The sequence below is a fragment of the Amnibacterium flavum genome (assembly GCF_003097495.1).
Classification (GTDB): domain Bacteria; phylum Actinomycetota; class Actinomycetes; order Actinomycetales; family Microbacteriaceae; genus Naasia; species Naasia flava.
This window is the reverse complement of sequence record NZ_QEOP01000001.1, coordinates 230,645-255,762: the sequence shown is the minus strand read 5'-3', so window position 1 is coordinate 255,762 and position 25,118 is coordinate 230,645. Positions and strand designations below refer to the sequence as shown.

General features: G+C 70.2%; 23 protein-coding genes. 8 read left to right on the top strand and 15 right to left on the bottom strand.

From position 1 onward, the window contains the following. Positions 1–114: 114 nt before the first annotated feature. From DDQ50_RS01200 to DDQ50_RS01190, 3 genes are all read right to left on the bottom strand, one after another. Positions 115–1,554, bottom strand: coding sequence for a glycoside hydrolase family 26 protein (locus DDQ50_RS01200; RefSeq protein ID WP_240614192.1), 1,440 nt, complete (start codon positions 1,552–1,554; stop codon positions 115–117). Next, positions 1,541–3,031, bottom strand: coding sequence for a glycosyltransferase family 2 protein (locus tag DDQ50_RS01195; RefSeq protein WP_116754914.1), 1,491 nt, complete (start codon positions 3,029–3,031; stop codon positions 1,541–1,543). Before DDQ50_RS01195 ends, DDQ50_RS01200 begins: the two co-directional genes overlap by 14 nt. Positions 3,032–3,677: 646 nt before the next feature. Then, positions 3,678–4,385, bottom strand: a complete 708-nt coding sequence (locus DDQ50_RS01190) for an SDR family oxidoreductase (RefSeq protein ID WP_116754913.1) — start codon at positions 4,383–4,385, stop codon at positions 3,678–3,680. A 128-nt stretch (positions 4,386–4,513) separates the two neighbouring features. On the opposite strand from DDQ50_RS01190, the gene DDQ50_RS01185 reads away from it, so the two are divergent. Then, the gene (locus tag DDQ50_RS01185; RefSeq protein WP_116754912.1) at positions 4,514–4,951 is read left to right on the top strand and encodes a winged helix-turn-helix transcriptional regulator; all 438 of its coding nucleotides are present in this window, start codon (positions 4,514–4,516) and stop codon (positions 4,949–4,951) included. Between the two features lie 166 nt (positions 4,952–5,117). Here the strand turns inward: DDQ50_RS01185 and DDQ50_RS01180 are convergent, their stop codons facing one another. Then, a complete protein-coding gene (locus DDQ50_RS01180) occupies positions 5,118–6,131 on the bottom strand; it encodes a zinc-dependent alcohol dehydrogenase (RefSeq protein ID WP_116754911.1) in 1,014 nt (337 codons plus the stop codon). Further along, positions 6,128–6,991 (bottom strand): fumarylacetoacetate hydrolase family protein, encoded by an 864-nt coding sequence (locus DDQ50_RS01175; protein WP_116754910.1) that lies wholly within the window; start codon positions 6,989–6,991, stop codon positions 6,128–6,130. Before DDQ50_RS01175 ends, DDQ50_RS01180 begins: the two co-directional genes overlap by 4 nt. Positions 6,992–7,120: 129 nt before the next feature. On the opposite strand from DDQ50_RS01175, the gene DDQ50_RS01170 reads away from it, so the two are divergent. Both DDQ50_RS01170 and DDQ50_RS01165 read left to right on the top strand, forming a co-directional pair. Beyond that, complete coding sequence (locus tag DDQ50_RS01170; RefSeq protein ID WP_116754909.1) at positions 7,121–9,301, top strand: beta-glucosidase; 2,181 nt, start codon at positions 7,121–7,123, stop codon at positions 9,299–9,301. Between the two features lie 137 nt (positions 9,302–9,438). Beyond that, positions 9,439–9,975 (top strand): hypothetical protein, encoded by a 537-nt coding sequence (locus tag DDQ50_RS01165; protein WP_133245877.1) that lies wholly within the window; start codon positions 9,439–9,441, stop codon positions 9,973–9,975. 16 nt (positions 9,976–9,991) lie between these two features. Here DDQ50_RS01165 and DDQ50_RS01160 read toward each other — a convergent pair whose 3' ends face one another. The 4 genes from DDQ50_RS01160 to DDQ50_RS01145 all read right to left on the bottom strand — a co-directional run bounded on the left by DDQ50_RS01160 (position 9,992) and on the right by DDQ50_RS01145 (position 16,629). Then, complete coding sequence (locus DDQ50_RS01160) at positions 9,992–10,363, bottom strand: hypothetical protein (RefSeq protein ID WP_116754906.1); 372 nt, start codon at positions 10,361–10,363, stop codon at positions 9,992–9,994. A gap of 196 nt (positions 10,364–10,559) precedes the next feature. Continuing rightward, positions 10,560–11,354, bottom strand: a complete 795-nt coding sequence (locus DDQ50_RS01155; RefSeq protein WP_116754905.1) for a DNA-formamidopyrimidine glycosylase family protein — start codon at positions 11,352–11,354, stop codon at positions 10,560–10,562. Then, the gene (locus DDQ50_RS01150; RefSeq protein WP_116756020.1) at positions 11,347–15,873 is read right to left on the bottom strand and encodes an ATP-dependent helicase; all 4,527 of its coding nucleotides are present in this window, start codon (positions 15,871–15,873) and stop codon (positions 11,347–11,349) included. The genes DDQ50_RS01155 and DDQ50_RS01150 overlap by 8 nt, the downstream gene beginning before the upstream one ends. Positions 15,874–15,966: 93 nt before the next feature. Beyond that, positions 15,967–16,629 (bottom strand): alpha/beta hydrolase, encoded by a 663-nt coding sequence (locus tag DDQ50_RS01145; protein ID WP_116754904.1) that lies wholly within the window; start codon positions 16,627–16,629, stop codon positions 15,967–15,969. Between the two features lie 56 nt (positions 16,630–16,685). Between DDQ50_RS01145 and DDQ50_RS01140 the strand changes: the two genes are divergently transcribed. Next, positions 16,686–17,234, top strand: a complete 549-nt coding sequence (locus DDQ50_RS01140) for an NUDIX hydrolase family protein (protein WP_116754903.1) — start codon at positions 16,686–16,688, stop codon at positions 17,232–17,234. Positions 17,235–17,419: 185 nt separating this feature from the next. Here DDQ50_RS01140 and DDQ50_RS01135 read toward each other — a convergent pair whose 3' ends face one another. From DDQ50_RS01135 to DDQ50_RS01125, 3 genes are all read right to left on the bottom strand, one after another. Beyond that, the gene (locus DDQ50_RS01135; RefSeq protein ID WP_116754902.1) at positions 17,420–18,988 is read right to left on the bottom strand and encodes a DEAD/DEAH box helicase; all 1,569 of its coding nucleotides are present in this window, start codon (positions 18,986–18,988) and stop codon (positions 17,420–17,422) included. A gap of 224 nt (positions 18,989–19,212) precedes the next feature. Continuing rightward, entirely contained in the window at positions 19,213–19,833 is a 621-nt protein-coding gene (locus DDQ50_RS01130) for a DUF1684 domain-containing protein (RefSeq protein WP_240614191.1), read from the bottom strand. Beyond that, positions 19,830–20,369: a hypothetical protein gene (locus tag DDQ50_RS01125; protein ID WP_205663543.1), complete on the bottom strand. Its 540-nt coding sequence runs from the start codon at positions 20,367–20,369 to the stop codon at positions 19,830–19,832. Before DDQ50_RS01125 ends, DDQ50_RS01130 begins: the two co-directional genes overlap by 4 nt. A 54-nt stretch (positions 20,370–20,423) precedes the next feature. On the opposite strand from DDQ50_RS01125, the gene DDQ50_RS01120 reads away from it, so the two are divergent. Continuing rightward, the gene (locus tag DDQ50_RS01120) at positions 20,424–20,960 is read left to right on the top strand and encodes a 2-phosphosulfolactate phosphatase (RefSeq protein WP_116754901.1); all 537 of its coding nucleotides are present in this window, start codon (positions 20,424–20,426) and stop codon (positions 20,958–20,960) included. A 78-nt stretch (positions 20,961–21,038) separates the two neighbouring features. Here the strand turns inward: DDQ50_RS01120 and DDQ50_RS01115 are convergent, their stop codons facing one another. Continuing rightward, positions 21,039–21,482: a DoxX family protein gene (locus DDQ50_RS01115; protein ID WP_116754900.1), complete on the bottom strand. Its 444-nt coding sequence runs from the start codon at positions 21,480–21,482 to the stop codon at positions 21,039–21,041. 97 nt (positions 21,483–21,579) lie between these two features. Between DDQ50_RS01115 and DDQ50_RS01110 the strand changes: the two genes are divergently transcribed. The 3 genes from DDQ50_RS01110 (at position 21,580) to DDQ50_RS01100 (ending at position 23,149) form a co-directional block, all read left to right on the top strand. Continuing rightward, positions 21,580–22,317 carry an AAA family ATPase gene (locus DDQ50_RS01110; protein ID WP_116754899.1) on the top strand — a complete coding sequence of 246 codons (738 nt, stop codon included), beginning with the start codon at positions 21,580–21,582 and terminating at the stop codon, positions 22,315–22,317. An 88-nt stretch (positions 22,318–22,405) separates the two neighbouring features. Further along, positions 22,406–22,708 (top strand): DUF427 domain-containing protein, encoded by a 303-nt coding sequence (locus DDQ50_RS01105; protein WP_116754898.1) that lies wholly within the window; start codon positions 22,406–22,408, stop codon positions 22,706–22,708. Positions 22,709–22,729: 21 nt separating this feature from the next. Next, positions 22,730–23,149: an SRPBCC domain-containing protein gene (locus tag DDQ50_RS01100; RefSeq protein ID WP_116754897.1), complete on the top strand. Its 420-nt coding sequence runs from the start codon at positions 22,730–22,732 to the stop codon at positions 23,147–23,149. A gap of 32 nt (positions 23,150–23,181) precedes the next feature. On the opposite strand, the gene DDQ50_RS01095 is transcribed toward DDQ50_RS01100, so the two are convergent. Further along, a complete protein-coding gene (locus DDQ50_RS01095) occupies positions 23,182–23,676 on the bottom strand; it encodes a SprT-like domain-containing protein (protein WP_116754896.1) in 495 nt (164 codons plus the stop codon). Between the two features lie 92 nt (positions 23,677–23,768). Beyond that, the gene (locus tag DDQ50_RS01090) at positions 23,769–24,905 is read right to left on the bottom strand and encodes a PQQ-dependent sugar dehydrogenase (protein WP_116754895.1); all 1,137 of its coding nucleotides are present in this window, start codon (positions 24,903–24,905) and stop codon (positions 23,769–23,771) included. Positions 24,906–25,118: the final 213 nt, after the last annotated feature.

The window sequence follows — 25,118 nt, the reverse complement described above, 5'->3', positions numbered from 1 at the left end:
GGTGACTGTCAGCGCGTCGTGTCGTGTCGTCCATCGGTTCTCCTCCTGGATGTGGGTGCAGCCACGGGTTTGCGGGGTCGGTGCGGTACTTGAGGTCGGTGAACAGGTCGCGGGTCATGGGCTGATATCGAACTCGAGCTCGGGCCTCGCGAACCCGGTCTTGAACGCCGCGAGGGTGTCCGGTCGGGAGTCCATCCGCCAGTCGTTGGTGCCCAGTTCTCCCTCGGTGTAGGTCGAGACCGCGAGGTTGAACCAGACCATTCCGATCACGTCGGAGTTCTCGGGCTTGGCGAGGGCGTCGAACATCGAGTTCACCCAACCGACCTTGTGGCCTCCCGTCTCGGACGCGCCGACCTCCGCCAGCAGGATCGGTTTGCCGGGAGCGATCGTCCGCAGCTGGTTGAGGCTCCGGTCGAAGCTGTAGGAGAAGGTGAAGTCGTTGTCGGGCTTGTACGCCGGGCGGAGATAGCCCGACAGTCCGACCCAGTCCACGTACTCGTCTCCCGGGTAGAGCGACGCCAGATACTCGACCGGCTGATGCGTCGCCGGCAGGTTGTTGACGATGTTCGGAGCCCAGATCCAGATGACGTACTCGCCGGCGCCCTCCTGCTCGAAGATGTCGTGGACGTGCCGCCACATCTTCACGTAGTCGCCGGGACTGTTGCCGTTGATCGGAGCTCCGCTGCCGGTGGTCTCGGCCCAGGGGTACCAGACTCCGTTCATCTCGTGATCGAGCCGGATCGCCATGGGGAGTCCTGTGCTGACGATGTCTCGTGAGTACTGCCGCAGATAGTCGTCGAACGCACCAGGGACACCGTTCGCGGGATCCCCGATGATGCGGGGGAGGGTGTAATCCGGCTCGTTGATGACGCTGTTCGGGGCGTTGATCGGCCGCGACTCCCAGGTCAGGAGGGGGAGGCGTCCCTTCTCCCACGCCCGGGTGACCGCGTTCGCGCGGAACGGCTCGTCCCAGCCGCCGAAGTAGCCGACCACCGACGGCGAGACCTCGAGCTTGCTCGCGATGTCGTCGTAGGTCGCCCAGTTGAACGGCGCCTGCTCGGTGTACAGCCCCATGTAGCGCTGCTGCGCCGTCACCAGCTCCGACAGTGGCGGGGCCGTGATCGGGGCGGGGGCCGCTGCGACCGGGGTGGTCGGTGCCGCGGGCTTCGCGGCGGTCGGCGGCTTGGCCGTCGGAGCCTTCGGCGCGGTTCCCAGGCTGCTGTCGTCCTTGACGCCGGTGTCCGGCGTCGGAGTGGTGGGCGGGGTGTACTTGGCCCGCAGCGCGAGGTCGCGCTTGGCCACTTCGGCCCGCAGTCCCTCGACCTTCTGCTGGAGTGCCGCGTTCTCGGCCTTCAGGGACGAGATGCGCGGGTCGAGGTTGTCGACCTGCTCGGCGATCGCTTCGACGGTGGCGGCCGCATTGCCGGGCGAGGTCCAGATGACGTAGCTGACGGTGGTTAGTCCGGCCAGCAGGATGAACCCGCCGATGGCGCCGATCCGGACGTTGCGGCTCGACTGCGCCCACCAGTGGCGGGATGGCTTACGCGGAGACAATGAGGAGTCCTTCCAGCGCGATGATCGTGAATCCGATCAGGTACGGGATAGCGGCGAGTGGGTTGTAGTGGCGGCCCTTCCGCACCTTCTGCGGGGCGGCCACGCGGCGGCGGGCGCGGGTGAGGACTTCCCCTTCGGCCGAGGTGCGTTCGAGGGCGAGGGCTGCGCCAGGTGACGCCGAGCCGGCGACCGGCGTGCCGCCTGCCTCGTAGTCGCTCATGTCCACATCGCCGCCCGAGTACGCACCGGCGCGGGTTCCCCACCCGCTGGCGTGCGCCATCCGGAAGAAGCCGATGATCCGGATCGGCATCAGGAACGCGGTCGACACGATGATGAAGAGAGGGAGGCGGAAGAAGTCGGTGGGCTTCTCCGCGAGGTGCCGGAGCTGCCGGATCGCCATGCTGAGCACCGACGAGGCGACCATCAGGGCGACCACCAGGGCCAGCCCGCTCTGCACCCCGTAGGTGGTGAGGATGTCGGAGTAGAAGTTGTATCCGCCTCCGACGATCGCCCGCCAGACCCAGCCGCCGATCACGCCGAGCAGCAGGAACGGAAGGATGATGTCCATCACGAAGAACAGGGCCAGCACCGGTGCGTGACCGAGCATCCAGGGCAGCATCCGCAGGGTGTTGTACTGGCTGCCGCGAGCCCAGCGGAGCTGCTGCTTGTAGAGCTTCTTCACCTGCAGGGGAGCATCCGTGTAGACGAGGCTCGTGTACTGGTACACGGTGCGGTAGCCCTCTTTGAGCGTGAGGTTCGTCAGGGTCCGGTCGTCGGAGACCTCGAGGAAGACGCCGAGGAACTTTTGCGTCATGAACTTGTCCATGACGCGCATCAGGATGTTGCGGCGGAACGCGATGGTCCGGCCGGGCAGGCAGCCGATCTGGCCGAGCACGCTCTGCGCGGGCATCGAGTAGAGCGCCCGGGAGTTCTCCAGCCAGTCGGCCCAGCGGGTGATCCAGCTGCGCTCGGGCTCGAGGATGCGCTGACGTGTCGTCACGCCGCCGACCGAGTCGTCGGCGAACGGCTTGACCAGCTCGGTCAGCGTGCCGGGCGTCCAGATCGTGTCGGAGTCGACGAGCACCGTGATGTCACCGGTCGACATCCGCGTGCCGATCATCACGGCGTTGCGCTTGCCCGGAATCGGGGTGTGCACCCAGCGGACCGCCGGTGCGAACTCCTCGCACACCCCGACGAGTGCCGGATTGGGGGCGCCATTGATGACGACGATGATCTCGCCGGGCTTCTGGTCGACCATGCGCTGGAGCACATCGCGGAACAGATCCAGCGGTTCGTCGACGACCGGCACGACGACGCTGGTCGTGCCCGTGAACTCCCCGGTGAAGGGCCGGTAGCGCATCGACAGGACGAGCTTGAGCGCCCAGAGGCCCCAGATCAGCGCCGAGTAGATGGCGAAGAGGTAGATCTCGGGGTGCCCGCCCAGCATGTGGCGGACTTGAAGGATGAAGATGAACAACGATTGCCCCCCGGCTCGTGTGTGTTCGTCCCGCATCGTCGAGGGGTTGTGGTCAGGAGTGAATGGCACCACGCCCGAACGGGGGCGTCAAACGCGACCGCCGTCGATACGCCCGTTTCGGCGGCGCGGCGCGGCTGGCAGCGATCCGCCAGTCCGACGTTCGGCGGACAGACCTGTCTCCATCCGCGAAGTGACCCCCGATCGGGGGGAGATCCCGCCCGCGGGGTTGCTGTCCGGGAGAGCAAAAGTACTGGTCAAGAGGGCGATAGGCAGCCGTGGCGGGGTTGTGACCCCTCTGGGGTACATGGCCGGGGCGGGCTCAGTTGCACCACCTCTTAGGGGTGGGTTGAGGTGCAGTGGGGGGCACTGACCCGAAAACGGGGTACATTTTGAAAACTTTGCCGAGGGACCCCCTCTCCGACGCACCTCGGGCGTGTCGCGCCGCCGGATCCGGCGATCCGGGGTGTATACGCGCGGGCCGGGGAGTCGTTCGCAGACCGAACCGCGGCACCTCCCGCCGCGACGCCGCGCGTCGAGGGGCAAGTGCCGCGGTTCCGATCTCCCGGCTCGCGGGAAGTGGACCGGCTGTGCCCGGCGAACGGGGTTCGGCGGGGGCGTTCGCCGGGCTGGACTGAGCGGAGTGGGCTCAGCTGATAGGGCTGAGCTGGGGATAGAGCCGCTCGATCGGACCGGCGAGGCCGGTCTTAACGTCGCGGCTGAGCTGGTCGGCGAGGACCTCCGTCGCGCCGGCCTCCACCCCGTCGTAGGTGTCGCGGACGACGTCGGCGGGGTCGTTCTTCGGGGCGGTGACACCCGCGGTCATGGGGGTGTCGGTGTATCCGACGTGGACCCCGGTCACCTGGGTGCCCGCCGGGGCGAGCTCGAGACGGAGGGAGTTCGTGACCGACCAGAATGCGGCCTTGGATGCGCTGTAGCCGCCCGCGAGTCCGATCCAGCTGAGGACCGAGTGCACGTCGATCAGCGCGCCGCCTCCGTTCGCGGCGAGGATGGGCGCGAACTCCTTCGCAACGGCGAGCGCTCCGAAGAGGTTGGTCTCGAACACGCGGCGCACCTCGGCGAGATCGCTGTCGAGGAGGGAGTTCGCGCCGCCGACTCCCGCGTTGTTGACGACGATCGTGGTGTCACCCGCGGCGGCGACGGCGGCGGCGACGCTCGCCTCGTCGGTCACGTCCAGGGCGAGGGGCACAACGCGCGAGTCGTCCCACTCGCGCGGGATGCGCGCCGTGGCGTAGACCTTGCGTGCGCCTCGTTCGAGCGCCTGGCGCACGAACTCCACCCCCAGGCCGCCGCCCGCGCCTGTCACCAGTACTACTGCTCCGTCGAGTGCGACCACGATGGTCTCCTTCTGATCGTGCCGCGGCCCGCCGCGTCATGCGGCAGGCCGCAGCGGAATCTGCTGCGTATGGATCGCAAACCTAGCTCTGCTGGATTCGATTAGCAAACTCAACCTAGGATGGGGTGATGAACGCGCTTGCTCCCGACACCCGCTGCCCGATCGCACGCAGCCTCAGCGTGCTCGGCGATCGATGGACCCTCCTCGTGATCCGGGAATCGCTCGCCGGACGAACCCGCTTCAGCGAGTTCCAGCGCGAGCTCGGAGCTCCGAGGGACGTCCTGGCCGCACGGCTGGCGTCCCTGGTCGAGAGCGGACTTCTCGAGAAGCGCGCCTACAAGCCCGAAGGCGGTCGCACGCGTGACGAGTACATCCCCACCGAGGCATGCCGCGGGCTCGCAGCCGTGCTCGGCGCCCTCGGCGAATGGGGAATGCGTTTCCGTCCCGTCGACGAGCTGCCTCTCGTCGATTTCGTCGATGCGGAGACGGGTCGCTCGGCGCGCGTCGCATTCGTCAGCGGCGAGCGGATCCTCGACGCATCGCAGGTGGAGCTGGCACTGGTCTGAGCCCGGTACCCGGCAGCCCGCCGGGCGCACCCGCCGCCGAGTCGCCGTTCCGGGCGATCGGGGCTCGGTCAAGCGGTCGTAGTAGGACGTGCCGGCGATGTCTGCTGGTGCGGGTGATGTTCGCTGGTGCCGGTGAAGTCGGCTCGTGCCGGTGATCGGGGCTCGGTCAGAGCCGCGGATCGATGTGGATCTTGGGTCCCGCTCCCGCGTCCGTCGGCCGCCAGCCGCCGAGCACGTCGCCGGCCCGCTCCAGGCCCACCGTGGCGGCCACCAGGGTCCGGGGGTCGACCGCTCCGCTCGCGAACCGGTCGATGGTTCCGTCGAGGCCGGCGGAGGCGCCGAGGATCCCGACGGCGGTGACATCCTTCAGCGCGATCGATCTGCTGTCCACGAGACTCGGCGCGCCCGCGAGACCGATGAACACCACACGCCTGCCCGGTTCGACGAGCTCCACCGCTCGCGATGGGAGCGCCGCGGCGTTCGATGCGTCGATTACCGCGTCCCAGGGCAGGAGCGGCAGATCGGCGTCCGTCCACACCCCCGCGAAGCCGAAGCCCTTCGCGAATTCGAGCGCGGGCAGCGGCAGGCCGAGCACGTGCACCTCGATACCGGCGGCATGCGCGAACTGCGCCGTCAGCAGCCCGATCGTGCCCGGACCCATGACGAGCAGTCGATCACCGGCCGCGAGTGAGGCGGCGTCGAGCGCGCGCAGGGCGTTGCCTCCGGGCTCCACCAGGGCACCCGAAACGGCGTCGACCGCGTCGGGCAGCGCATGGAGAGCGGAGGCCGGAACGGCGAGCCGCTCGGCGAGAGCCCCCGCGAACCCGCCGCTGATCCCCACCTCGACGAGTTCGGCGCAGACATGGTGGCGGCCGCTGAGGCACCGGTCGCACCGGCCGCAGCCGAGCATCGTGTCTCCAGTGGTGCGTCGGCCGAGCCACGCCGGGTCGACACCGTCGCCGACGGAGGTCACTGTCCCCGACCACTCATGGCCGAGGCGCATCGGATACGCGGCGCGGCCGGTGTGCAGATACGACATCTCCCCGGTGAAGAACTCGACGTCGGTTCCGCAGACACCCACCCGTTCGATGTGGACGACCACCTGACCGGGTCCCGCGACCGGATCGGGTTCGTCCCGCACCTCGAACTGACGAGGACCCGTCAGGGCGAAGGCCCTCACGCGCGAGGGGCGACGACGTTCTGCCGCTGCGAACCGAGACCCTCGATGCCGAGCTCCATCACATCGCCCGGCTGCAGCCAGATCGGCGGCTTGAAGCCCATGCCGACGCCGGGAGGGGTTCCCGTGTTGATGAGGTCGCCGGGTTCGAGCACCAGGAACTGGCTCAGGTAGTGGACGATGAAGTAGGGGTCGAAGACCATGGTCGAGGTCGATCCGGTCTGCCGCCGGGTGCCGTTCACGTCGAGCCACATGTCGAGTGCGAGCACGTCGTCGATCTCGTCGGGGGTGACGAGACAGGGGCCTGCCGGGTTGAAGGTCTCGGCCGACTTGCCCTTCGACCACTGACCCCCGCGCTCGATCTGGAAGGCCCGCTCGCTTACGTCGTTGACGACCGTGTAGCCGGCGATCGCGTCCCGCGCCTCGTCGACGCTGTCGAGATAGCTCGTGCGGCGCCCGATGACGATGCCGAGCTCCACCTCCCAGTCGGGCTTCGTCGATCCGCGCGGGATCCGCACATCGTCCATCGGACCGACCAGGGTGTTCGGCGACTTGGTGAACAGGATCGGCTCACTCGGCACCGCCTGACCGGTCTCGGCGGCGTGGTCGCTGTAGTTGAGGCCGATGCAGAGGATCTGATGCGGACGCGCGATCGGGGCGCCGATGCGCTCTCCCGCGAAGGTGCCCATCGAACCGCTCGCGACGCGGGCATCGACGATCGCGGGGAGCTCGGCGATCCTCCCGCTTCCGAAGAAGGCCTCGTCGAAGTCGTCGACGACGTCGGACACATCCACGTAGCGTTCGTCGTCGAGGCGGATGACGGGTCGCTCGGAGCCGACGGCTCCCAGGCGCATGAGCTGCATTGATCTCTCCTGGTGGGCTGCTGCCGCCTGGCTCGGCGACGACCCAACTCTTCCACTCCATGCCCGCAGATGCATAGAAACCGCTGCCACCGAGCGAATGACGAGGAACGAGGGTGTAGGCATGACTGCATGCAGAGGGCGCCTCGGGGGACGACGACGGGCGACCCGATCCTGACACCCGGCACCGCGTTCGCCGACGCGGTCGACTCGGTCCGGCGGGGCGCGCGCGGTGTCGAGGAAGCGGCCGCATCCCTCCGCTCGCTCCTCACCGAGCAGGAGCTGCTGTGGCTGCTCGACGGGGATCTCCCCGTCGTGCGCGGCCTGTGGGGTTTCGCGATCGGATACGGGGCGACGACCTACCAGGGCGGCCAGCTCGATCGGCTCGGCATCCCCGGCATCCGCTTCACCGACGGCCCCCGCGGTGTCGTCACGGGTGTGGCCACGGCGTTCCCCGCGGCCCTCGCCAGGGCGGCGACCTTCGATCCCGAGCTCGAGCGCCGGATCGGCGACGCCATGGGCGCCGAGGCGCGAGCGCGGGGCGCGAACCTGTTCGCGGGGATCTGCGTGAACCTCGCCTACGCGCCCGGGTGGGGCAGATCGCAGGAGTCCTACGGTGAGGAGCCGGTGCTGCTCGGGGCGATGGGCTCGGCCGTGACAGAGGGCGTCAACCCGTGGGTCATGTCCTGCCTCAAGCACTTCGCGGTCAACTCCATGGAGGTGTCGCGATTCCAGGTCGACGTCCGAGTCGACGAGGACCTGCTGCACGAGATCTACCTCCCGCACTTCCGCCAGGTCGTCGAGGCGGGCGCCGACTCGGTCATGACGGCGTACAACAGCGTCAACGGCACCTGGGCCGGCGACAACGGGCACCTCATGACCGACATCCTGCGCGAGCGCTGGGGCTTCGAGGGGTTCACCATGACGGACTTCGTCTGGGGGCTGCGCGACCCCGTCGGCTCCGTCCGCGCCGGTCAGGATCTCGAGATGCCGCTCCGCCAGCAGCGTGCCGCGACGCTGCCTCAGGCCCTCCATGACGGCCGGCTCGCGCTGGCCGACGTTCACGCGGCGGCCGATCGGCTCCTTGCCGCGCAGATCCGACTCGCCCTCCGGGCCCGGCCCACCCCCGATCTCGACGTCATCGCCTCGCCGGCCCACCGCGAGCTGGCACGCGAGGCGGCCCGTCGCTCGGTGGTGCTGCTCCGCAACACGACCGTCGGACAGGCGCCGGCGCTCCCTCTCGACGCCGACGCGATCGGCACGATCGCGGTGCTCGGCTCGCTCCTCGACAGCCCCAACCTCGGCGATGTCGGCTCGTCGGTGGTCACACCGCCCAGCACCGTCTCGGTGCTGCAGGGGCTGCGCGAGCGCCTCGGCGACCGGGTCGTCCACGTCGCCGAACGCGACCTCCCGGGGATCGCGCACGCGGATGCGGTCGTCGTCGTCGTCGGACTGTCCTCGGCCGACGAGGGGGAGTCCCTCCTCGGTGTGACGACACCCGCCACCCAGCTTCTCGGCGGGCTCGCCAGGATCAGGCCGATCGCCGCGGCACTCGGACGCGTGATGGGGGTGCTCTCGAAATGGAAGGGCTGGGGCGGTGACCGTGACGACCTCCGCCTCCACGCCTCCGACGTCGCTCTCATCCGCGCGGCGGCCCGGCTGAACCGCCGTGTCATCGTCGTGGTCATCGGGGGCGGCACGATCGTGCTCGACCCGTGGGACCAGGAGGTCGCCGCTGTCCTTCTCGCCTGGTATCCCGGCATGGAGGGCGGAAGAGCACTCGCCGACGTGCTGTTCGGCGACGCCGAGCCCGCGGGACGTCTGCCGCTCGCGATCCCGCACCGTAAGGGCGATCTGCCCGTCCTCGACTGGCGGGCGAGTTCGGTGCGCTACGGGCGCTGGTGGGGGCAGCGCAAACTCGACCGCGACGGCGTCCCCGCCGCCTACCCGTTCGGGTTCGGCCTCGGCTACTCGCCGTTCTCCCTCGACTCGCTCACGCTCGGCCCGGTGGAGGACGAGCGCTTCTCCGCCGTCGTCCGTGTCACCAACCGGGGCGTGCGGGCCGGCCGCCACGTCGTCCAGGTGTACGCGGCGCGCGAGGAAGGCGGACGCACCGTCCGTCCGCTCCTCGGATTCCGCTCCGTCGCCATCGGGGCGGGCGAGACCGTCGAGGTCGAGGTCGGCGCATCGACCCGGCCGCTCCAACGCTGGACCGCCGACGGATTCGTCACCGACCCCGGCGAGATCACCGTCGAGGCCGCCTCCTACTCCGGAGACCCTGGCGCGCTCGCCGCGCCCCTGACTCTGCGTTGACCTCGCCGATGAGCCGAGCCGCCGATGAGCCGAGCCGCCGCGAAACCGATCCGCCGGCGGACCGGGCCGCCGACGAACCGGGCCGCCGGCGAACCGATCCGCGGGTGGGAGGATCGACCGGTGAGGGGGGTCGGGCGATGAGAGCTGGCGGCACGCGCGGCGCAGCGAACGGCGGCGACGGGCGGGCTTCGCGCGAGGAGCGCGCCGCGGCCCTGAAGGAACGCGTCTACGTCACCTTCACGGCGCTCGCCGTCGTCCTCGCCCTCGGATCCCACCCCGAGGACACCTCGCCCGGCGCGGCGGCCCTCACCTTGTTCGTCACCGTGCTCGGCACACTGCTGGCCGTCTTCCTCGCCGACCTGATCTCGCATCTCGCGGTGAACACGCAGCTCCCGACGCGCAGCGAGCTCGGCCACATGTACCGGGTCACCTTCGGCGCGCTCGGGACCGTTACGGTCCCCCTGATCCTGGTCGGGCTCTCCGCCCTCGACGTCATGTCCATCGAGGCTGCGCTCCGAGCTTCCACGATCGTGCTGCTCGTCTCACTGATCCTGATCAGCTACGTCGCCGTCCGGCGGATCCCGATGCCGTTCTGGCAGCGCGCCGTCGTCCTCCTCGCCGAGGGTGCGCTGGGCGCCGCCGTCGTCGCCCTGGAGCTCCTCGCCCACGGGTGACAGCCACGGGAGCGGGTCATTCGAGGAAGAAGACCAGCAGCACCAGCAGCACCAGCGCGAGCCCGAGCAGGCCGACGGCGATCGCGAGGAAGACGGCGAGGCGGGAGCCGGGGACGTAGGTCGTCCGGCGCCCGTGGCCGTCCTGTCGTCGGCGCCGGACGCTCGCCTCGCCGACGGGGATGATGTCGATCGGGCGCGTGATCGGCAGATCGCCCGCCCCGCGTGCGGGTGGCGACGCCGAGACGGGCCCGAACCGGTCCGCCGCGGGTTCTGACGCGCCGTCGTCTTCCGACCCGGCGTATTGGGACGCGGAGTCGTGCCCTGATTCCGCGTCGTGTTCTGGATCCGTGTTGTGTTCTGACTCCGTGGAGCCCGGCATCGTTGCCATGAACCACCGGCTTCGTTCGGGCGTTGGCCCTGTGCGGTGCCGAAGTCATCCCTCCGTCGTGCTTCGCTGACTGCGTCCATCGCGGCGGATGGAGGGGCCGTGCGACTCCGGTGGCTCAGAAGTTACTCGCCTCGACGGCGGACTGAAAGGGGGAAGCGCGCCGATATCGGTCGAATGTTTCGACTCGTCGACCAGATCATGTCTGGCAGCGCGGGCACCAGTACACGACCCGGTCCTGGCTCTCCTGCGCGGGTCGGATCGGGTCGCCCAGTCTGCCCTCCTGGATCGGGGTGCCGCAGCGGCGGCACCGGTCGCCGGCCCGCCCGTAGACCCATTTCTGCTTACCCTTCCGGGTATCGCCGGTGAACACCCGCTCCGGTCGATCCTTGTTGGCCATGAGGGTGCGTCGGCTGAGGTCGATCCAGCCCCGCAGGTCGCCGGCCTCGTTCGTCGGGCGGGTCGGCAGCACGCCCTTGAGGAAGCAGATCTCACTGCGGTAGACGTTTCCGAGGCCCGCCATGACCCGCTGGTCGAGCAGGGTCAGCCCGATGGCGCGGTCGCCCTGCTCCTCCATGCGGCGCAGTGCCTCGGACGCGCTCCAGTCGGACCCGAGGATGTCGGGACCGAGGTAGCCGACGACGTCCTCCTCCGCGTCACGGGGCACGATCTCGAGCAGTCCGAGCGCGAATCCCACGGCTTGGACGCGCTCGGTCTTCAGCACGATCCGGGCTTCGAAAGCGGGGTGTCGCCACCTCTCGCCCGGCTCGTAGACGTGCCAGATGCCCTCCATCTTCAGATGCGAGTGAATGGTCCAGTCGCCCACGCGCATGAGGAGGTGCTTGCCGCGGCTGACCACTTCGTCGACGCGTTCTCCGGTGAGGTCGACGTTCGCGTACTTCGGCACGCGCACGTCGCAGCCCGTCAGGACATCGCCCTCGAGCGCCTCGCGCAGCTTCTTCGCCGCACGGTAGACGGTGTCGCCCTCAGGCACGCAGCCTCAACCCCCGTGGGCCGGCGGTGAATCCGGCGGTCTCGAGAGCGCGACCCACATCGGTGCCGAGCACGAACTCGCCGTCCACTTTCTCGATGGTGAGCTTGTCGACCGCCTTGGCGTGGACGAGCGAGGCCAGTGATGAGGCCGCGGCGGTCAGGTCGTCGGCGTTCGTCGTGAACGTCAGCATCGTCTTGCCTCCGCGTTCGAGGTAGACGCCGAGCTCGCCGTCGATCAGCACCACGAGTGCCCCCGCCTTACGGCCCGGTCGATGCCCCTCGATCTGCGGCCAGGGCAGGGCCGCCCCGTACGGATTCGCAGGATCGGTCGCCGCCAGCGCGAGCACCGGCGCCTCGGGGCGCTCATCGCCCGGAGCCCGGGAGAACGAGCGCAGCCGGTCGACTGCGCCGGAGGTCGCGAACTGCGCGGCGCCGAGCGACTCGATGAAGTAGCCCCTGCGGGCCCGCCCGCGGTCCTCGAAGGCGGTGAGGGTCTTGTAGGCGAGGGCGAAGCCGCCCGGGATGCGCTCGGACATCACCGATCCGCGGGTGACGACGCCGTACCGGTCGAGCAGCAGCTCTCCCGTCGCGGCGGCGCGGACGGTGGGGTCGGTCTCGGCCAGCGGCACGATCGACCATCGGCCACCCACCAGCGGCGTCCCGGCTCGGCTCGGCATCGACGAACGGGGGAGCGAGCGCGAACGGTACGACCGGGTGTGCGAGGGCTTGCGCGGCTGACGGTGCGCGGAACCGCCGGACCCGACGAGGGCGCGCAGGGGCGCGAAGGTGTCGTTGTTGACGAGGCCCGCCCAGACGAGGTTCCACAGCGCGGCCTGCAGGACCTGGTCGTCCGTGCTGCCCACGGTGTCCGAGAGCTGTCGGAAGAAGTAGCCGCCACCGCCGCCGAGCGTCGCGAGCACCTCGCGCTCGAGCGGCGAGGTCTCGATCTGCTCGGGTTCGGGCAGGGTGACCGCCACGGTGTCGGCGAGGTGGAGGCTCACCCAGCCGTCGTTGCCCGGAAGCGAGCCGGCACCGCTCCAGAGGACCTCGCCGGTCGAACTGAGCTCGTCGAGCATCGCGGGTGAGTAGTCGCGCACCCGCGCCGGGAGGATGAGCGACTCCCACGCCGACGCGGGGATCGGCACGCCGCCCAGCTGATCGATGACGGACGCGACGCCGTCGACCCCGCGCAGTCGGCCGCCGACCTGCTGCCACACGGGCAGGAACCGGGCGAAGGTGGCGGTGTCGACCGGCTCGACCTCTCGGCGCAGGGCCGCGAGCGACCGGCTGCGCAGGCGGCGCAGCACCTCGGCGTCGCACCATTCGATACCGGTGCGTCCCGGAGTGAACTCGCCGTCGACCACGCGGCGCTCGCCGCCGAGCCGACGGAGCGTGTCGGTGACGACCGAGACGCCGAGCCCGAACCGCTCACCGACCGCGGTCGCCGTGAACGGCGCGTGAGTGCGGGCGTAGCGGCTGATGAGGTCGCCGAGCGGATCCTCCACGGGCTCGACGAACGCGATCGGGGTCCCGATGGGGAGCGGGACTCCGAGGGCGTCGCGGAGACGGCTCGCGTCCTCGATCGCGGCCCAGCGCTCCTCGCCCGCGATGCCGACCTTCAGGGCTCGGTGCGCATCGACCAGCTGGTCGAGCCAGGCGCGGGCGAACTCCGCGGACTCGGGGATGAGGCGCTCTGCGACCTCGGTCTCGGTGAGCGGGCCGAGCATGCGCATCAGGTCGGCGACACCCTCGAGGTCCTTCGCGCGACGATCGTCGGCGAGGCGCTGCAGCTCGCGCTCGGTGCGTTTGACGACCTCGGGGTCGAGCAGCTCCCGCAGCTCGGTGCGGCCGAGTAGCTCGGAGAGCAGCGACGTGTCGAGCGCGAGCGCAGCGGCCCTGCGTTCGGCGAGCGGGCTGTCGCCCTCGTACATGAACGCGCCCACGTAGCCGAAGAGGATCGAGCTCGCGAACGGCGACGCCGCCTGCGTGGTCACCTCGACGATGCGGATGCGGCGCTGCTCGATCTCGCGGACGATCTCGCCGAGGGCGGGAAGGTCGTAGACGTCGCGGAGGACCTCGCGGATCGTCTCGAGGATGATCGGGAAGCTCGGGTACTTGCGGGCGACGTCGAGCAGCTGGGACGCGCGCTGACGCTGCTGCCAGAGCGGGGAGCGACGGGACGGGTTGTAGCGGGGGAGGAGCAGGGCGCGGGCGGCGCACTCGCGGAAGCGGGAGGCGAACAGTGCGGACCCCGACACCTCGCGGGTGACGATGTCGTCGATCTCGTCGGGATCGAAGATGAACAGGTCGGCCGAGGGCGGTTCGCCGTCGGTATCGGGCAGACGCACGACGATGCCGTCATCCGTGGTGATGACGTTGCCGTCGACCCCGTACTGCTCCTGCACCCGGGCGGCGATGGCGAGCCCCCACGGCGAATGCACCTGCATGCCGAACGGCGAGTGCAGCACGAGCCGCCAGTCGCCGAGCTCGTCGTGGAATCTCTCGACGACGAGGGTGCGGTCGGTCGGGATCGACCCGGTCGCCTCCCGCTGCTCCGCGAGGTAGTTCACGAGGTTGGTCGCCGCACGGTCGTCGAGGCCCCGTTGCATCACCGTGTCGATCGCCGCGCTCTGGTCGAGCGCCCCGGCCTCGCGGAGGAATCCGCCGATGGCCCTGCCGAGCTCGGCGGGGCGGCCGATGCCGTCGCCGCGCCAGAACGGAACACGGCCGGGCACACCGAACGCCGGTGTGACGAGCACGCGGTCGTGGGTGATCTCCTGGATGCGCCAGCTGGTGGTGCCGAGTGCGAAGACATCGCCGACGCGCGACTCGTAGACCATCTCCTCGTCGAGCTCGCCCACCCGGTTCGAGCCGCCGGCGTCGCCCACCATGAACACGCCGAAGAGGCCCCGGTCGGGGATGGTGCCGCCCGATGTCACCGCGAGTCGCTGCGCGCCGGGTCGACCGGTCAGCGTGCCGGCGTCGCGATCCCAGACGAGCCGAGGGCGCAGTTCGGCGAACTCGTCGGACGGGTAGCGGCCGGCCAGCAGATCGAGGGTGGCGTCGTAGGCGGAACGGGGGAGGGACGCGAACGGTGCGCTGCGCCGGACGAGGTCGAACCACTCCTCGACATCGAGCTCGTCGAGCGCGCAGGCGGCCACGGTCTGCTGGGCGAGGATGTCGAGCGGGTTGGCGGGGACGGAGATCGCCTCGATCTCGCCCCGGATCATCCGGCTCGCGACGACGGTGGAGGTGATCAGGTCGGCGCGGTGGGTGGGGAACATGACACCGCGTGAGACCTCGCCGACCTGGTGGCCGGCGCGTCCGAGGCGCTGCAGTCCGCTGGCGACCGACGGCGGTGAGCCGACCTGGACGACGAGGTCGACGGCGCCCATGTCGATGCCGAGCTCGAGGCTGGAGGTGGCGACGACCACCCGGAGTCGGCCGCTCTTCAGGTCGTCCTCGATGAACGCTCGTTGCTCCTTGCTCACGGAGCCGTGATGCGCGCGGGCTAGGAGGGGATCGGCCCCGCGCGTGGCGCCGCCCTGAGCGGGCATCTCGGCGGCGGCCGCGCCGACCGGGGCCAGCTCGAGCTCGAGCCGCTCGGCCCACACCTCGTTGAGTCGTGCGGTCAGTCGCTCGGCGAGGCGGCGCGAGTTGGCGAACACGATCGAGGAGCGGTGCTGCAGCACGAGGTCGACGATCGCCTCCTCGACGTGCGGCCAGATCGATCCATTACGGGCATCGGAGCCGTCTTCCGCGGGCGCCGAGCCCATGTCGGCCATGTCGTCGACGGGCACGACCACGCGGAGGTCGAACTTCTTCGTGGCGCTGGGAGCGACGATCGTGACCGGGGTGCGGCCGCCGAGGAAGCGTGCGACCTCTTCGAGAGGGCGGACGGTGGCGGAGAGGCCGATGCGCTGCGCCGGGCGATCGAGCAGCGCGTCGAGGCGCTCGAGCGACAGCGCGAGATGCGACCCGCGCTTGGTCGCCGCGACCGCGTGGACCTCGTCGATGATCACCGTGTCGACCCCGAGCAGTGTCTCGCGGGCCGCCGAGGTCAGCATCAGGTAGAGCGACTCGGGGGTGGTGATGAGGATGTCGGGCGGGTTGCTGACCAGAGCGCGCCGGTCGGCGGAGGTCGTGTCGCCGGAGCGGACGCCCACCCGGATGTCGCGTGCGGCGACGCCGAGTCTCTTCGCGGTCTGGGTGATTCCGACGAGCGGGCTGCGGAGGTTGCGTTCGACGTCGACGCCGAGCGCCTTCAGCGGGGAGAGATACAGCACGCGCGTGCTGGGCTTCTCGTCCGAGCCGGTGGCGGCGGATTCGGGAGGGGTTCCCGAGACGAGCCGGTCGATCGCCCAGAGGAAGGCGGCGAGGGTCTTGCCGGAACCGGTGGGTGCGACGACGAGCGCGTGGGATCCGCTCGCGATCGCCGACCAGGCGCCCGACTGCGCATCGGTCGGTGCGGTGAACGCGCCCTCGAACCAGGTGCGCGTGGCCTCGGAGAAACGCGCCATGCCATCGGCGCCGACATCCCGGGACTCGCTGTTCACCCGGACATCCTCGCTGATGCCGCCGACAATCCGGCGTGAGAGGCCGAGCGCGGCCTGCTAGTTCGCCGAGGGCGTCGCCGAGTAGTGCCGCCGCAGGAAGCCGACCACATCGCTCAGCTCCGCCTGGGACACCGCGTGGCCGAGGCCCTCGTAGGTCCGACGGTCGAGGGTGCTGTGACCGGGCAGCCAGTCCTCGGTGAACTCGACGGCCTCGGGCGGGATGATGTCGTCCTCGGTCCCCCGGCCCCAGAACACCGGCGGGCGCACGGACACGAGCTGCGCATCCCCCGGGAGGTCACCCGGCGTGACGTAGCCCGAGAGCTGGATCACGAAGTCGAAGCGCTCGGGCGCGTGGCGTATGAGCTGCAGCGAGACGGCGGCGCCCTGCGAGAACCCGAAGAGACCGACCGAGGTGGGGGCGGGGTCGAGCGAGTCGAGCCACGCCAGCACCGATACCGCGGCGGCGTCGACGCCCTCGCTGTTGGGGTCGTCGGGGGTGCCGAGCTCGTACCAGGACCAACCCGTGCCGTACCGTCCCGGAGCGCGCAGCGACGCGATGACGGGCTGCAGCGGAAGGTGGGGCGAGAGCGCGAACAGGTCTCCCTCATGCGATCCGACGCCGTGCAGCAGCACCAGAAGGGGGCGCTCGCCGAGGGTCCTCGAGTCCGCCGACCAGATGATCGCTCGTTCGTCGATCGGGGGGAAAGAGGGGTCGCTCATGCCGTCCATCCTCTCCCACGCGCCGTGCTGGCTCCGAGAGTAGGCAGAATAGGCGCATGAGCTTCATAGGGACCGGAACACCCGACCCCAATCCCGGGTGGCTGAGCGACGACGAACTGGCGGGGATCCGGCAGCGTCTTCCGTTGCTCTACGTCGAGGCGGTTCCCGTGCGTGTCGACGGCCTCGGGCAGGTCACCGAGGTCGGCGTGCTGTTGCGCGTGGGCTCCGCCGGCACCATCACCCGCACGATCGTCTCCGGTCGGGTGCTGTACGGCGAGACCCTGCGCGACGCGCTGTTCCGGCATCTCGAGAAGGACCTCGGGCCGATGGCGTTCCCTCAGCTGCCCGCCAGCCCCAACCCGTTCTCGGTCGCCGAGTACTTCCCGTCGCCGACTCTCAGCCAGTACGTGGACGAGCGTCAGCACGCGGTGGCCCTCGCCTACGTCGTTCCCGTGACCGGCACCTGCGATCCGCGTCAGGATGCTCTCGAGATCACCTGGATGACGCCCGCGGAAGCCGCGAGCGACGCGGTATCCGCCGAGATGGAGGGCGGGCGCGGCGCACTCCTGCGCACCGCCATCGCCTCCGTCGGCAAACTCCCCTGACTGACCTGACCTGACCTGACCTGACCTGACCTGCGCGAGCCCGACACTCTCGCTCAGCAGGCGGAACCGGCGGGATCCTCTCGCTCAGCAGTGAGAAATGCCCCCAGCAGGTGGGAATCGGAAGATTCCTCCTGCTGGGGGCATTTTCGCCTGCCGAGCGACAGAGCCCGAGGCAGAGGCCGGGATCAGCGGCCGGGGCGGCCCCCGCCGTTGCGGCGGACGACCTGGCCGACCGTGATCTTGGTGGGTGCGCCGCCACCGCTCGAGGCGCGACGCGATCCGCCGCTGCGGGGAGCGCTGGTGCGTGCTGCGGGGGCCGACTCGGAACGGCTGTAGCCGGCCGAGCGTGCGGGCGCCTCGGAGTTCGAGCGCTCGCGACGCTGACCCGATCCGTCGGACGAGCGCTGACCGCGTGCGGGCGAACCGTCGCCGCGCTGACCGCGGCCGGCGGGAGCCTCGCTGCGCTGGCCGCCGCGAGCACCTCCACGGGCCGCGCGCTTGCGCTGCGCGTTGGCGCCCTGGCTCGTTCCGGGCTGGCGCTGCTGCACCGCGGCACGCGGAACGGGCGTGACATAGGCGGCCTCGGCGCCGACGAGGGTGCGGACCGCTTCCGACTCGGCGGTCACCGTCTGCGGCGTCACCGTGATCGAGGCCTTACGTAGCAGGCTCGCGACGTCGCGGCGCTCGCCGGGGAGCACGACGGTGACGACGTCACCGGCGGAACCGGCGCGGGCGGTGCGGCCCGAACGGTGCAGGTACGCCTTGTGCTCGGTGGGCGGGTCGACGTGGACGACGAGCTCGACGTCGTCGACGTGCACGCCGCGGGCGGCGACGTCGGTGGCGACGAGCACGCGGACGGATCCGTCGGAGAACGCCGCGAGGTTGCGGTCGCGCTGCGGCTGCGACAGGTTGCCCTGCAGATCGACGGCGGGGATGCCCGATGCGATCAGCGAGGCGGCGAGCTTCTTGGCGTGGTGCTTGGTGCGCGTGAAGAGGATGCGGCGACCGGTGCCCGACGCGAGCTTCTGCACGAGCGCCTTCTTCGCCTCGGCGGAGTCGACCTCGAACACGTGGTGCGTCATCGCGGCGACGGGCGAGTTGGCCTCGTCGACCGAGTGGACGCGCTCGTCGTGGAGGAAGCGGCGGACGAGCTTGTCCACGCCGTTGTCGAGGGTCGCGGAGAAGAGAAGACGCTGTCCGCGCTCCGGGGTGGCTGCGAGGATCCGGGTCACACCGGGAAGGAAGCCGAGGTCGGCCATGTGGTCGGCCTCGTCGATGACGGTGATCTCGATACCGTCGAGCGAGATGAGGTTCTGCTTCATCAGGTCTTCGAGGCGCCCGGGGCAGGCCACGACGATGTCGACGCCGGCACGGAGGGCGGCGACCTGACGGCTCTGGTTGACGCCGCCGAAGATGGTCGTCGTCTTCATGTTGTAGCGCTCGGCGAGGGGCGCGAGGACCGCCGCGATCTGCGTCGCGAGCTCGCGGGTGGGGGCGAGCACGAGGCCGACCGGGTGACCGGCACGACGGCGACCGCCGGCGAGAACGCCGCCCAGGCGGGCCACGAGGGGAAGCGAGAACGCGAGCGTCTTGCCGCTGCCCGTGCGGCCGCGGCCGAGCACGTCGCGTCCGGCGAGCGTGTCCGGCAGGCTGTCGACCTGGATGGGGAACGGGGACTCGATGCCCTGAGCGGTGAGCTCGGAGACGAGGGGTGCGGGCACGCCGAGCGCGCCGAAAGTGGTTTCGATGGTCATGGTGATGCTGTGCCTTCAGGCTGAGGCCGACGCAGGATGGTCGACCGGGGAAATGGCGAGCGCGCCGGTTGGCGCATCCGTTCGCCGCAAAGAAGATGTCTGCTCGTTTCGAAGACCGGCTCCGATGGAGCAAGCGGTTCGCAGAGAGGGGCGTTCTTTCGACGCCGGCGCACGCATATGGGCGCCGTTGACCTCGACTCTAGCAGTCGGAGGCCGGAAAGCGTTCAGACGCCGTATCGCTCGCCCACAGGAACGTCGATCGGGACGGTGTTGCCGACGGGTGCGAGCGGGCACGCCCATTCGGGGTCGTACGCGCAGGACGGGTTGTAGGCGAAGTTCAGGTCGAGCGTGAGGGTGCTGGTGCCGGCGATCGATCCGGAGCCGAGGTAGGCGCCCTTGACACTGTCGACGAGGTAGCGGCCGCCGCCGTAGGTTCCGCCCCGTCGACCTGCCGTCGCGTCCTTCAGGGGGATGAAGATGCCGCCGCCGTAGGAGGACAGGCGCCAGACGTCGAGCGAGCCGACCTCCGGAAGCTCCACGCGCCCGATCCGCTCGAACGGGACGACCCCGTCGGTGCCGGTCTCGACGTCCATCCGCTCCGGTTCGGCGTCCAGGATCGGCACGACGAAGCGCCACTCGGGGTCGTAGTCGGCGACGGGCAGCCCCGAGAACGACGATCGGTCCTCGGCGAGCAGGGGACTCGCCGGATGCGTGGCGAACATGGCGTCGCGGCGCTCGCGCCAGAGCGCGTGACCCTCGACGGGAGGCAGCGAGCGGACCTGTTCGAAGAGGGCGAAAGTCTGGTGACGCCAGTCGGCCGTCTGGATCGCGGTGAGCGCGCTCACGCCGCAGCGGCCTCGTCGTCGCCGGGCACCGGTTCGGTCCCGGCGCTCGTCTCGGTCGCCGGATGCGTCCACGACGGCGCCAGGGCGGTGAGGCGCGCGCCGCGCAGCTGCCACAGCGCCCACATCGACGGCCAGACGGCCAGGGTCAGCGGCCCGGCCGAGAAGGACAGTCGATCGCGGTAGAGCGTCTTCCCCGTGCCCGCGGGGTCGGCCGCGATGGCCATCCGGTGATCCCACTTGTCGAAGACCGTGTTGAGCCCCGTCAGGCCGGCCCCGTTGTCGCGGAGGATCTGCACGCCCTCGTGTCGGCGCTCGGGGAACTCGATGCCGATCGTCTGGCTGCCGAGGGGGACACCCGCGATCGACATCCGGATGGGGTGTGCGCCCTCCTCCCACCTGTTCGGGAATCCGTTCGGCTCGAGCGAGCGGAAGGTGAGAAGGGGCAGCGAGGCTTCGCGGAAGACGGTCGGCGATTGGATCGCACGCCACGCGGCCTCGGGTTCGCAATCGAGGATGAGCTTCAGGAGCACACGCATTCGCGCAGTTTCGCACGTGGGGATCGGAGGACGGCGGGACGCTAGCCTTTTCCGGTGAGTTCCTCAGCCCGCGGCCAGAGCCGGTACCAGATCCGCTTCGACTGGGGACGGCCGGGCGGACAGGCGATCGCCGCCGGCGCGGACGTCGTCGTCCTCGTCGACGCGCTCCGCGAGGCGGGGGAGCCGGCACTCGAGCTCGGTTTCGACGGGCCCGTTCTCGAGGCGACCAACGCGAACGCCGCAGCCACCGCGAACTGGGTCCTGTCGCAGCAGGGCGAGAAGGGCGACCGGTTCGCCGTGGCCGTGGTCGCGGCCGGAGCGCCCGAGAGCGACGGATCCGGCGTGCGGTTCTGCGTCGAGGACCTCCTGGTCGCGGGTGGGGTCATCGACGCGCTCGCCGAGGTCGGCATCGACTACGCCTCACCCGAGGCCGCCGCGGCCGCCGCGGCGTTCCAGGGACTCCGCCGAGCGGTCTCCCACATCCTGTCGGCGTCGGTGAGCGGTCAGGACCTGATCGCGGTCCACGGATCCGAGGTCATCGACCGTGCCCGCGACCACCAGAACTTCGCGGAAGTCATCCACCTCACCTGACCCGCTCGGCCCATCGAAGCGAGCCCGTGCCCCGCCCACTGAGCGCAGCGAAGTGAAGGGCCCCGCTCTCGCCCTACCTCACCGCTTCGCGCGGCGCGCCTGACGGAAGCTCCGCCACGCCCCGGTCGACCACAGTGCCCACACCACGAGCAGCGGCTGGAACAGCAGCCGGATGCCGCGGGCGGTGTCGGTGGTGAGCCCGAAGCCGTCCACCCTGTTGAAGTACTGCGACAGATTCCCGGGGAAGATCGCGACGAAGAAGAGCGCGACGATCCAGCCGACCGGAACCCGTCGCTTGCGGGCCGCGAGGAGGGCGCTGCCCAGTCCGATCTCGACGACACCGGAGGCCAGCACCACGAAGTCCTCGTCGAACGGCAGCCAGTTCGGCACCTGCGCCTGGAACTCCTCCCGCGCGAAGGTCAGATGGCTGGTCCCCGCGAAGACCAGGGCGGCGCCGAGGGCGATGCGCCCGATGGTGCGCGCGGTGGAGTGATCGGACTTGGCGGAGCGCACGGAGGTCATGGGCTCATTGTGCCGCGCCACCCTGATGAGGCGACCTCCTCGGGAGATAACCGATCGGCCGCAGCATCACGTCGCACGTCGCGGATAGCATCGCGGCATGTCCTGGGAGACGGGGATCGGACGCATGGCCCGGCCGATCCGACGGGTCGAAGAGCATCCGCTCGAGCCGATGCCCCGCGGGGTCTGGCCTGCCACCGTGCCCGCCGTGGAGCAGATCCTCGACCACGGGCTCGACCTCTCCGACGTCACGGTGCTGGTCGGGGACAACGGTGCGGGCAAGTCGACCATCGTCGAGGCGGTCGCCCTGGCGTTCGGCCTCTCCCCGGAGGGCGGTTCCACGGCCGCGCGTCACTCGACCCGGGAGTCCGAGTCGTCGCTCAGCGAGAGCCTCCAGCTGGTGCGCGGCCCGGGAGCCAGCAAGTTCGGCTACTTCCTCCGGGCTGAGACCATGCACGGCTTCTTCACCTACCTCGAGCGGATCGGTCCGGGGGCCCGCTTCCACGAGATGTCGCATGGCGAATCGTTCATCGAACTCGTTCTCGCCAAGTTCAGGGGGCGGGGTCTCTGGGTCCTCGACGAGCCCGAGTCGGCCCTGTCGTTCTCGGGCTGTCTCGCTCTGATCGGTGTTCTGCGGGCCCTCATCGACGAGGGAGGGTCGCAGGTCCTCCTCTCCACCCACTCGCCGCTGCTGGCAGCACTGCCCGGCGCGACCATCTACGAGGTCGGCGAGTGGGGCCTCCGCGAGTCGGTCTGGGACGACCTCGATCTGGTTCGAAGCTGGCGCTCATTCCTCGATGCTCCCGACCGATTCCTCCGACTGATCGAGCGATCATGAGGGCCCGTTCGGCCACCGTGGATCACAGCCGGAATGAGGGCTGGCGGCGTAGCGTTCCCCAGGTAACACGAACAACAAGGAGAACCAGATGAAGGCTGTGCTCGGCGACACCGTGATCGCAGAAGCCCCCGAAGACGAGCTCATCAAGATCGAGGGCAACTGGTACTTCCCGCCCGCGAGCGTGAAGAGCGAGTTCCTCGAGAAGAGCCCCACCCCGTACACGTGCCCCTGGAAGGGCGAATGCCAGTACTTCAGCGTGAAGGACGGCGACCAGCTGCTCCAGGACCGGGCGTGGAGCTACCCCACTCCTTACCCGTCGGCCTTCGACCGCGTGGGCAAGGACTTCAGCGACTACGTCGCCTTCTGGAAAGAGGTCCAGGTCACCGAGTGACCCGACCCTCGAGGAGATGAGATGACTCCGACGGGGCGCACCAGAGACGCCGGATGGGAACTGGGCGTGCGACGCACGATCCCGGTTCCCTCCGATGTCGTCTGGGCGTTCCTCGTCGGGGACGGCGTGACGGTCTGGCTCGGAGAGACGGCTCTTCCCGAGCGGATCGGCCAGAGCTACCGCACCTCCCACGCGGTGACCGGGGAGTTACGGGGATGGACTGCCGGCCGCCGGGTGCGCCTCACGTGGCGTCCCGCGCACTGGGAGCACGACTCCACATTCCAGGTGACCGTCATCCCCGCCGCGACGGGCAGCACGATCGCCCTCCACCACGAGCGGCTCGCCGACCAGGGTGAGCGCGACCACATGCTCGTCCACTGGCGAGCTGTTCTCGAGGCCCTCATCGACCGGCTCGTCCCCGAGGTGCCGCCCGAGGACTGACACCCGGAACGGCTCACCGGGCGAGCGGAGCGTCAGAACTCGCGGGCCTGCATCGCCGCACGTCGGTCGGCGCCCGTGACATCGCGAGGCTGCCAGGTGATGAGGCGTGCCTCGCTGAAGCCGCGGCCGCAGAGCCGGCAGGAGAGCGGGGCGGTGGGCTTCTTGTAGCGGTAGTGGGTGTGCCCGCCCGGGCAGCTGCCCACCCATCGCGCCAGTTCGTGGGCGCTCTCGCCATCGTGCAGGCGCGATCCCTCGTAGCCGAGTTCGCGGGCGACCGCGAGCCAACGCGGCCCGTGCCCCGCGCGATGCCCGGCCATCGCGTGAGCGACCTCGTGCAGCAGCACCTGATGGATCTCGTCGTCGGCGTACCGGGCGGCGAGGTAGCGCGACACGGTGATCTTCTTTGCGTTGTAGTCGCACTGGCCGGCACGACGTTTGGCATTGTCGAAGCCGAAGCTCCACCCTCGTCCCAGGTGGAGGGCGATGAGCGCGTCGGCCCAGACGCGCACACGTTCGAGTTCTGCCATGGTCTGAACCTCCGTCCCCGGCACGAGATCGATTGGTCCGGTAACGCTAAGCCATTCCTCCGACGTCGCTCGCCCTGCCGCGCGAGTCCCGCTCAGCCGGCCGAGGTGAGCGGGACGGAGACGAGCCGGTCGTCGCCCTCGCGCGGGTCGCCCCGCCCGTCGGTGTTGCCCGTCAGCATCCACAGGGTGCCGTCGGGAGCGGCGATCACATCGCGGATGCGGCCGAGTTCGCCGAACGCGGCGTCGGTGGTGGGGGAGCCCGAGTCGGCGCCCTGGACGATCCACAGCCGCTCGCCGCCGAGGCCCGCGACGAAGAGCGACGAACCGACCGCCGCGAGTCCGCTCGGGCTGGCCTCGTCGGTGGACCACTGGACGATGGGGTCGACGAACGAGCTGTCGCCCACGATCCCCTCCGCCTCGGGCCAGCCGTAGTTCGAGCCGGGTTCGATCCGATTGATCTCGTCCCAGGTGTCCTGACCGAACTCGGCGGCGTACATCGCGCCCGATTCGGTCCAGGCGATGCCCTGCGGATTGCGGTGGCCGTACGACCAGGTCAGCGATCCCTCGATCGGATTGTCGGCGGGGACATCTCCCTCCGGGGTCATCCGCAGGATCTTGCCGTTCAGAGAGAGGGGATCCTGTGCCGCACCCGGCTGGCCCGCGTCGCCGGAGGTGGCGTAGAGCATGCCGTCCGGACCGAAGGCGAGACGACCGCCGTCGTGATTGCGGGCCTTCGCGATCCCCTCGAGGATCACTTCCGGCGCTCCGAGCGCGAAGGTGCCGGCGCCGCCCTCGAGCGGCATCCGGACGATGCGGTTGTCGTCGGCCCCGGTGAAATAGGCGTAGAGCCAGGTGGCGCCCGAGTCCTCCGGCAGAACCGCGAGGCCGAGCAGTCCGCCCTCACCGCCGGGCACGACGCCCTCGACCACTCCCGCGACGCGCGCCTGTCCGTCGGCGGTGAGCTCGACGACCGACGCGGTGTCGCGTTCCGACACGAGCGCGGAACCGGACTGCACAGGAACCACCGACCACGGTGCCTGCAGGCCGGCGGCCAGCGCCGTCGCCTCGCCGACGGGAGCGACCGCACCGATCAGCGGGGCCGTCGGCTCGGTCGAGGCCGACGCGGTCGGGACCGGTCGCGGTGACGCGGTGCGTTCCGGCGCTTCCGTGCAGCCGACGAGGGCGACCGCGACGGCGGTCAGAGCGAGAAGCGGCAGCACCTTCTTCATATCCGCCGACCCTGCCACCCCTACCTCCGCATCCCCGGCGAGCGGGTGTGAGCCCGATGTGAGACCGCGCGTTCGCGAGACCGCACGATCCGGACAGGGGGTCGCGCCGGAACGTGCGTACCTGTCCGGAATGCCCGGGTTCGCGGTGACGGCGGGACGGGGGCGCTGTCGGGTGCCCGCTGCAGGATCGGACCTGCGCGCGCCGACGGCCCG

Coding starts and splice junctions, on each gene's coding strand:
- DDQ50_RS01125 (WP_205663543.1), bottom strand. CDS start 20,369: ATGCGTGTGCTCCTGAAGCTCATCCTCGATTGCGAACCCGAGGCCGCG.
- DDQ50_RS01105 (WP_116754898.1), top strand. CDS start 22,406: ATGAAGGCTGTGCTCGGCGACACCGTGATCGCAGAAGCCCCCGAAGAC.
- DDQ50_RS01100 (WP_116754897.1), top strand. CDS start 22,730: ATGACTCCGACGGGGCGCACCAGAGACGCCGGATGGGAACTGGGCGTG.
- DDQ50_RS01095 (WP_116754896.1), bottom strand. CDS start 23,676: ATGGCAGAACTCGAACGTGTGCGCGTCTGGGCCGACGCGCTCATCGCC.
- DDQ50_RS01110 (WP_116754899.1), top strand. CDS start 21,580: ATGTCCTGGGAGACGGGGATCGGACGCATGGCCCGGCCGATCCGACGG.
- DDQ50_RS01150 (WP_116756020.1), bottom strand. CDS start 15,873: ATGGCGCGTTTCTCCGAGGCCACGCGCACCTGGTTCGAGGGCGCGTTC.
- DDQ50_RS01135 (WP_116754902.1), bottom strand. CDS start 18,988: ATGACCATCGAAACCACTTTCGGCGCGCTCGGCGTGCCCGCACCCCTC.
- DDQ50_RS01140 (WP_116754903.1), top strand. CDS start 16,686: ATGAGCTTCATAGGGACCGGAACACCCGACCCCAATCCCGGGTGGCTG.
- DDQ50_RS01170 (WP_116754909.1), top strand. CDS start 7,121: ATGCAGAGGGCGCCTCGGGGGACGACGACGGGCGACCCGATCCTGACA.
- DDQ50_RS01115 (WP_116754900.1), bottom strand. CDS start 21,482: ATGACCTCCGTGCGCTCCGCCAAGTCCGATCACTCCACCGCGCGCACC.
- DDQ50_RS01160 (WP_116754906.1), bottom strand. CDS start 10,363: ATGGCAACGATGCCGGGCTCCACGGAGTCAGAACACAACACGGATCCA.
- DDQ50_RS01145 (WP_116754904.1), bottom strand. CDS start 16,629: ATGAGCGACCCCTCTTTCCCCCCGATCGACGAACGAGCGATCATCTGG.
- DDQ50_RS01165 (WP_133245877.1), top strand. CDS start 9,439: ATGAGAGCTGGCGGCACGCGCGGCGCAGCGAACGGCGGCGACGGGCGG.
- DDQ50_RS01090 (WP_116754895.1), bottom strand. CDS start 24,905: ATGAAGAAGGTGCTGCCGCTTCTCGCTCTGACCGCCGTCGCGGTCGCC.
- DDQ50_RS01175 (WP_116754910.1), bottom strand. CDS start 6,991: ATGCAGCTCATGCGCCTGGGAGCCGTCGGCTCCGAGCGACCCGTCATC.
- DDQ50_RS01185 (WP_116754912.1), top strand. CDS start 4,514: ATGAACGCGCTTGCTCCCGACACCCGCTGCCCGATCGCACGCAGCCTC.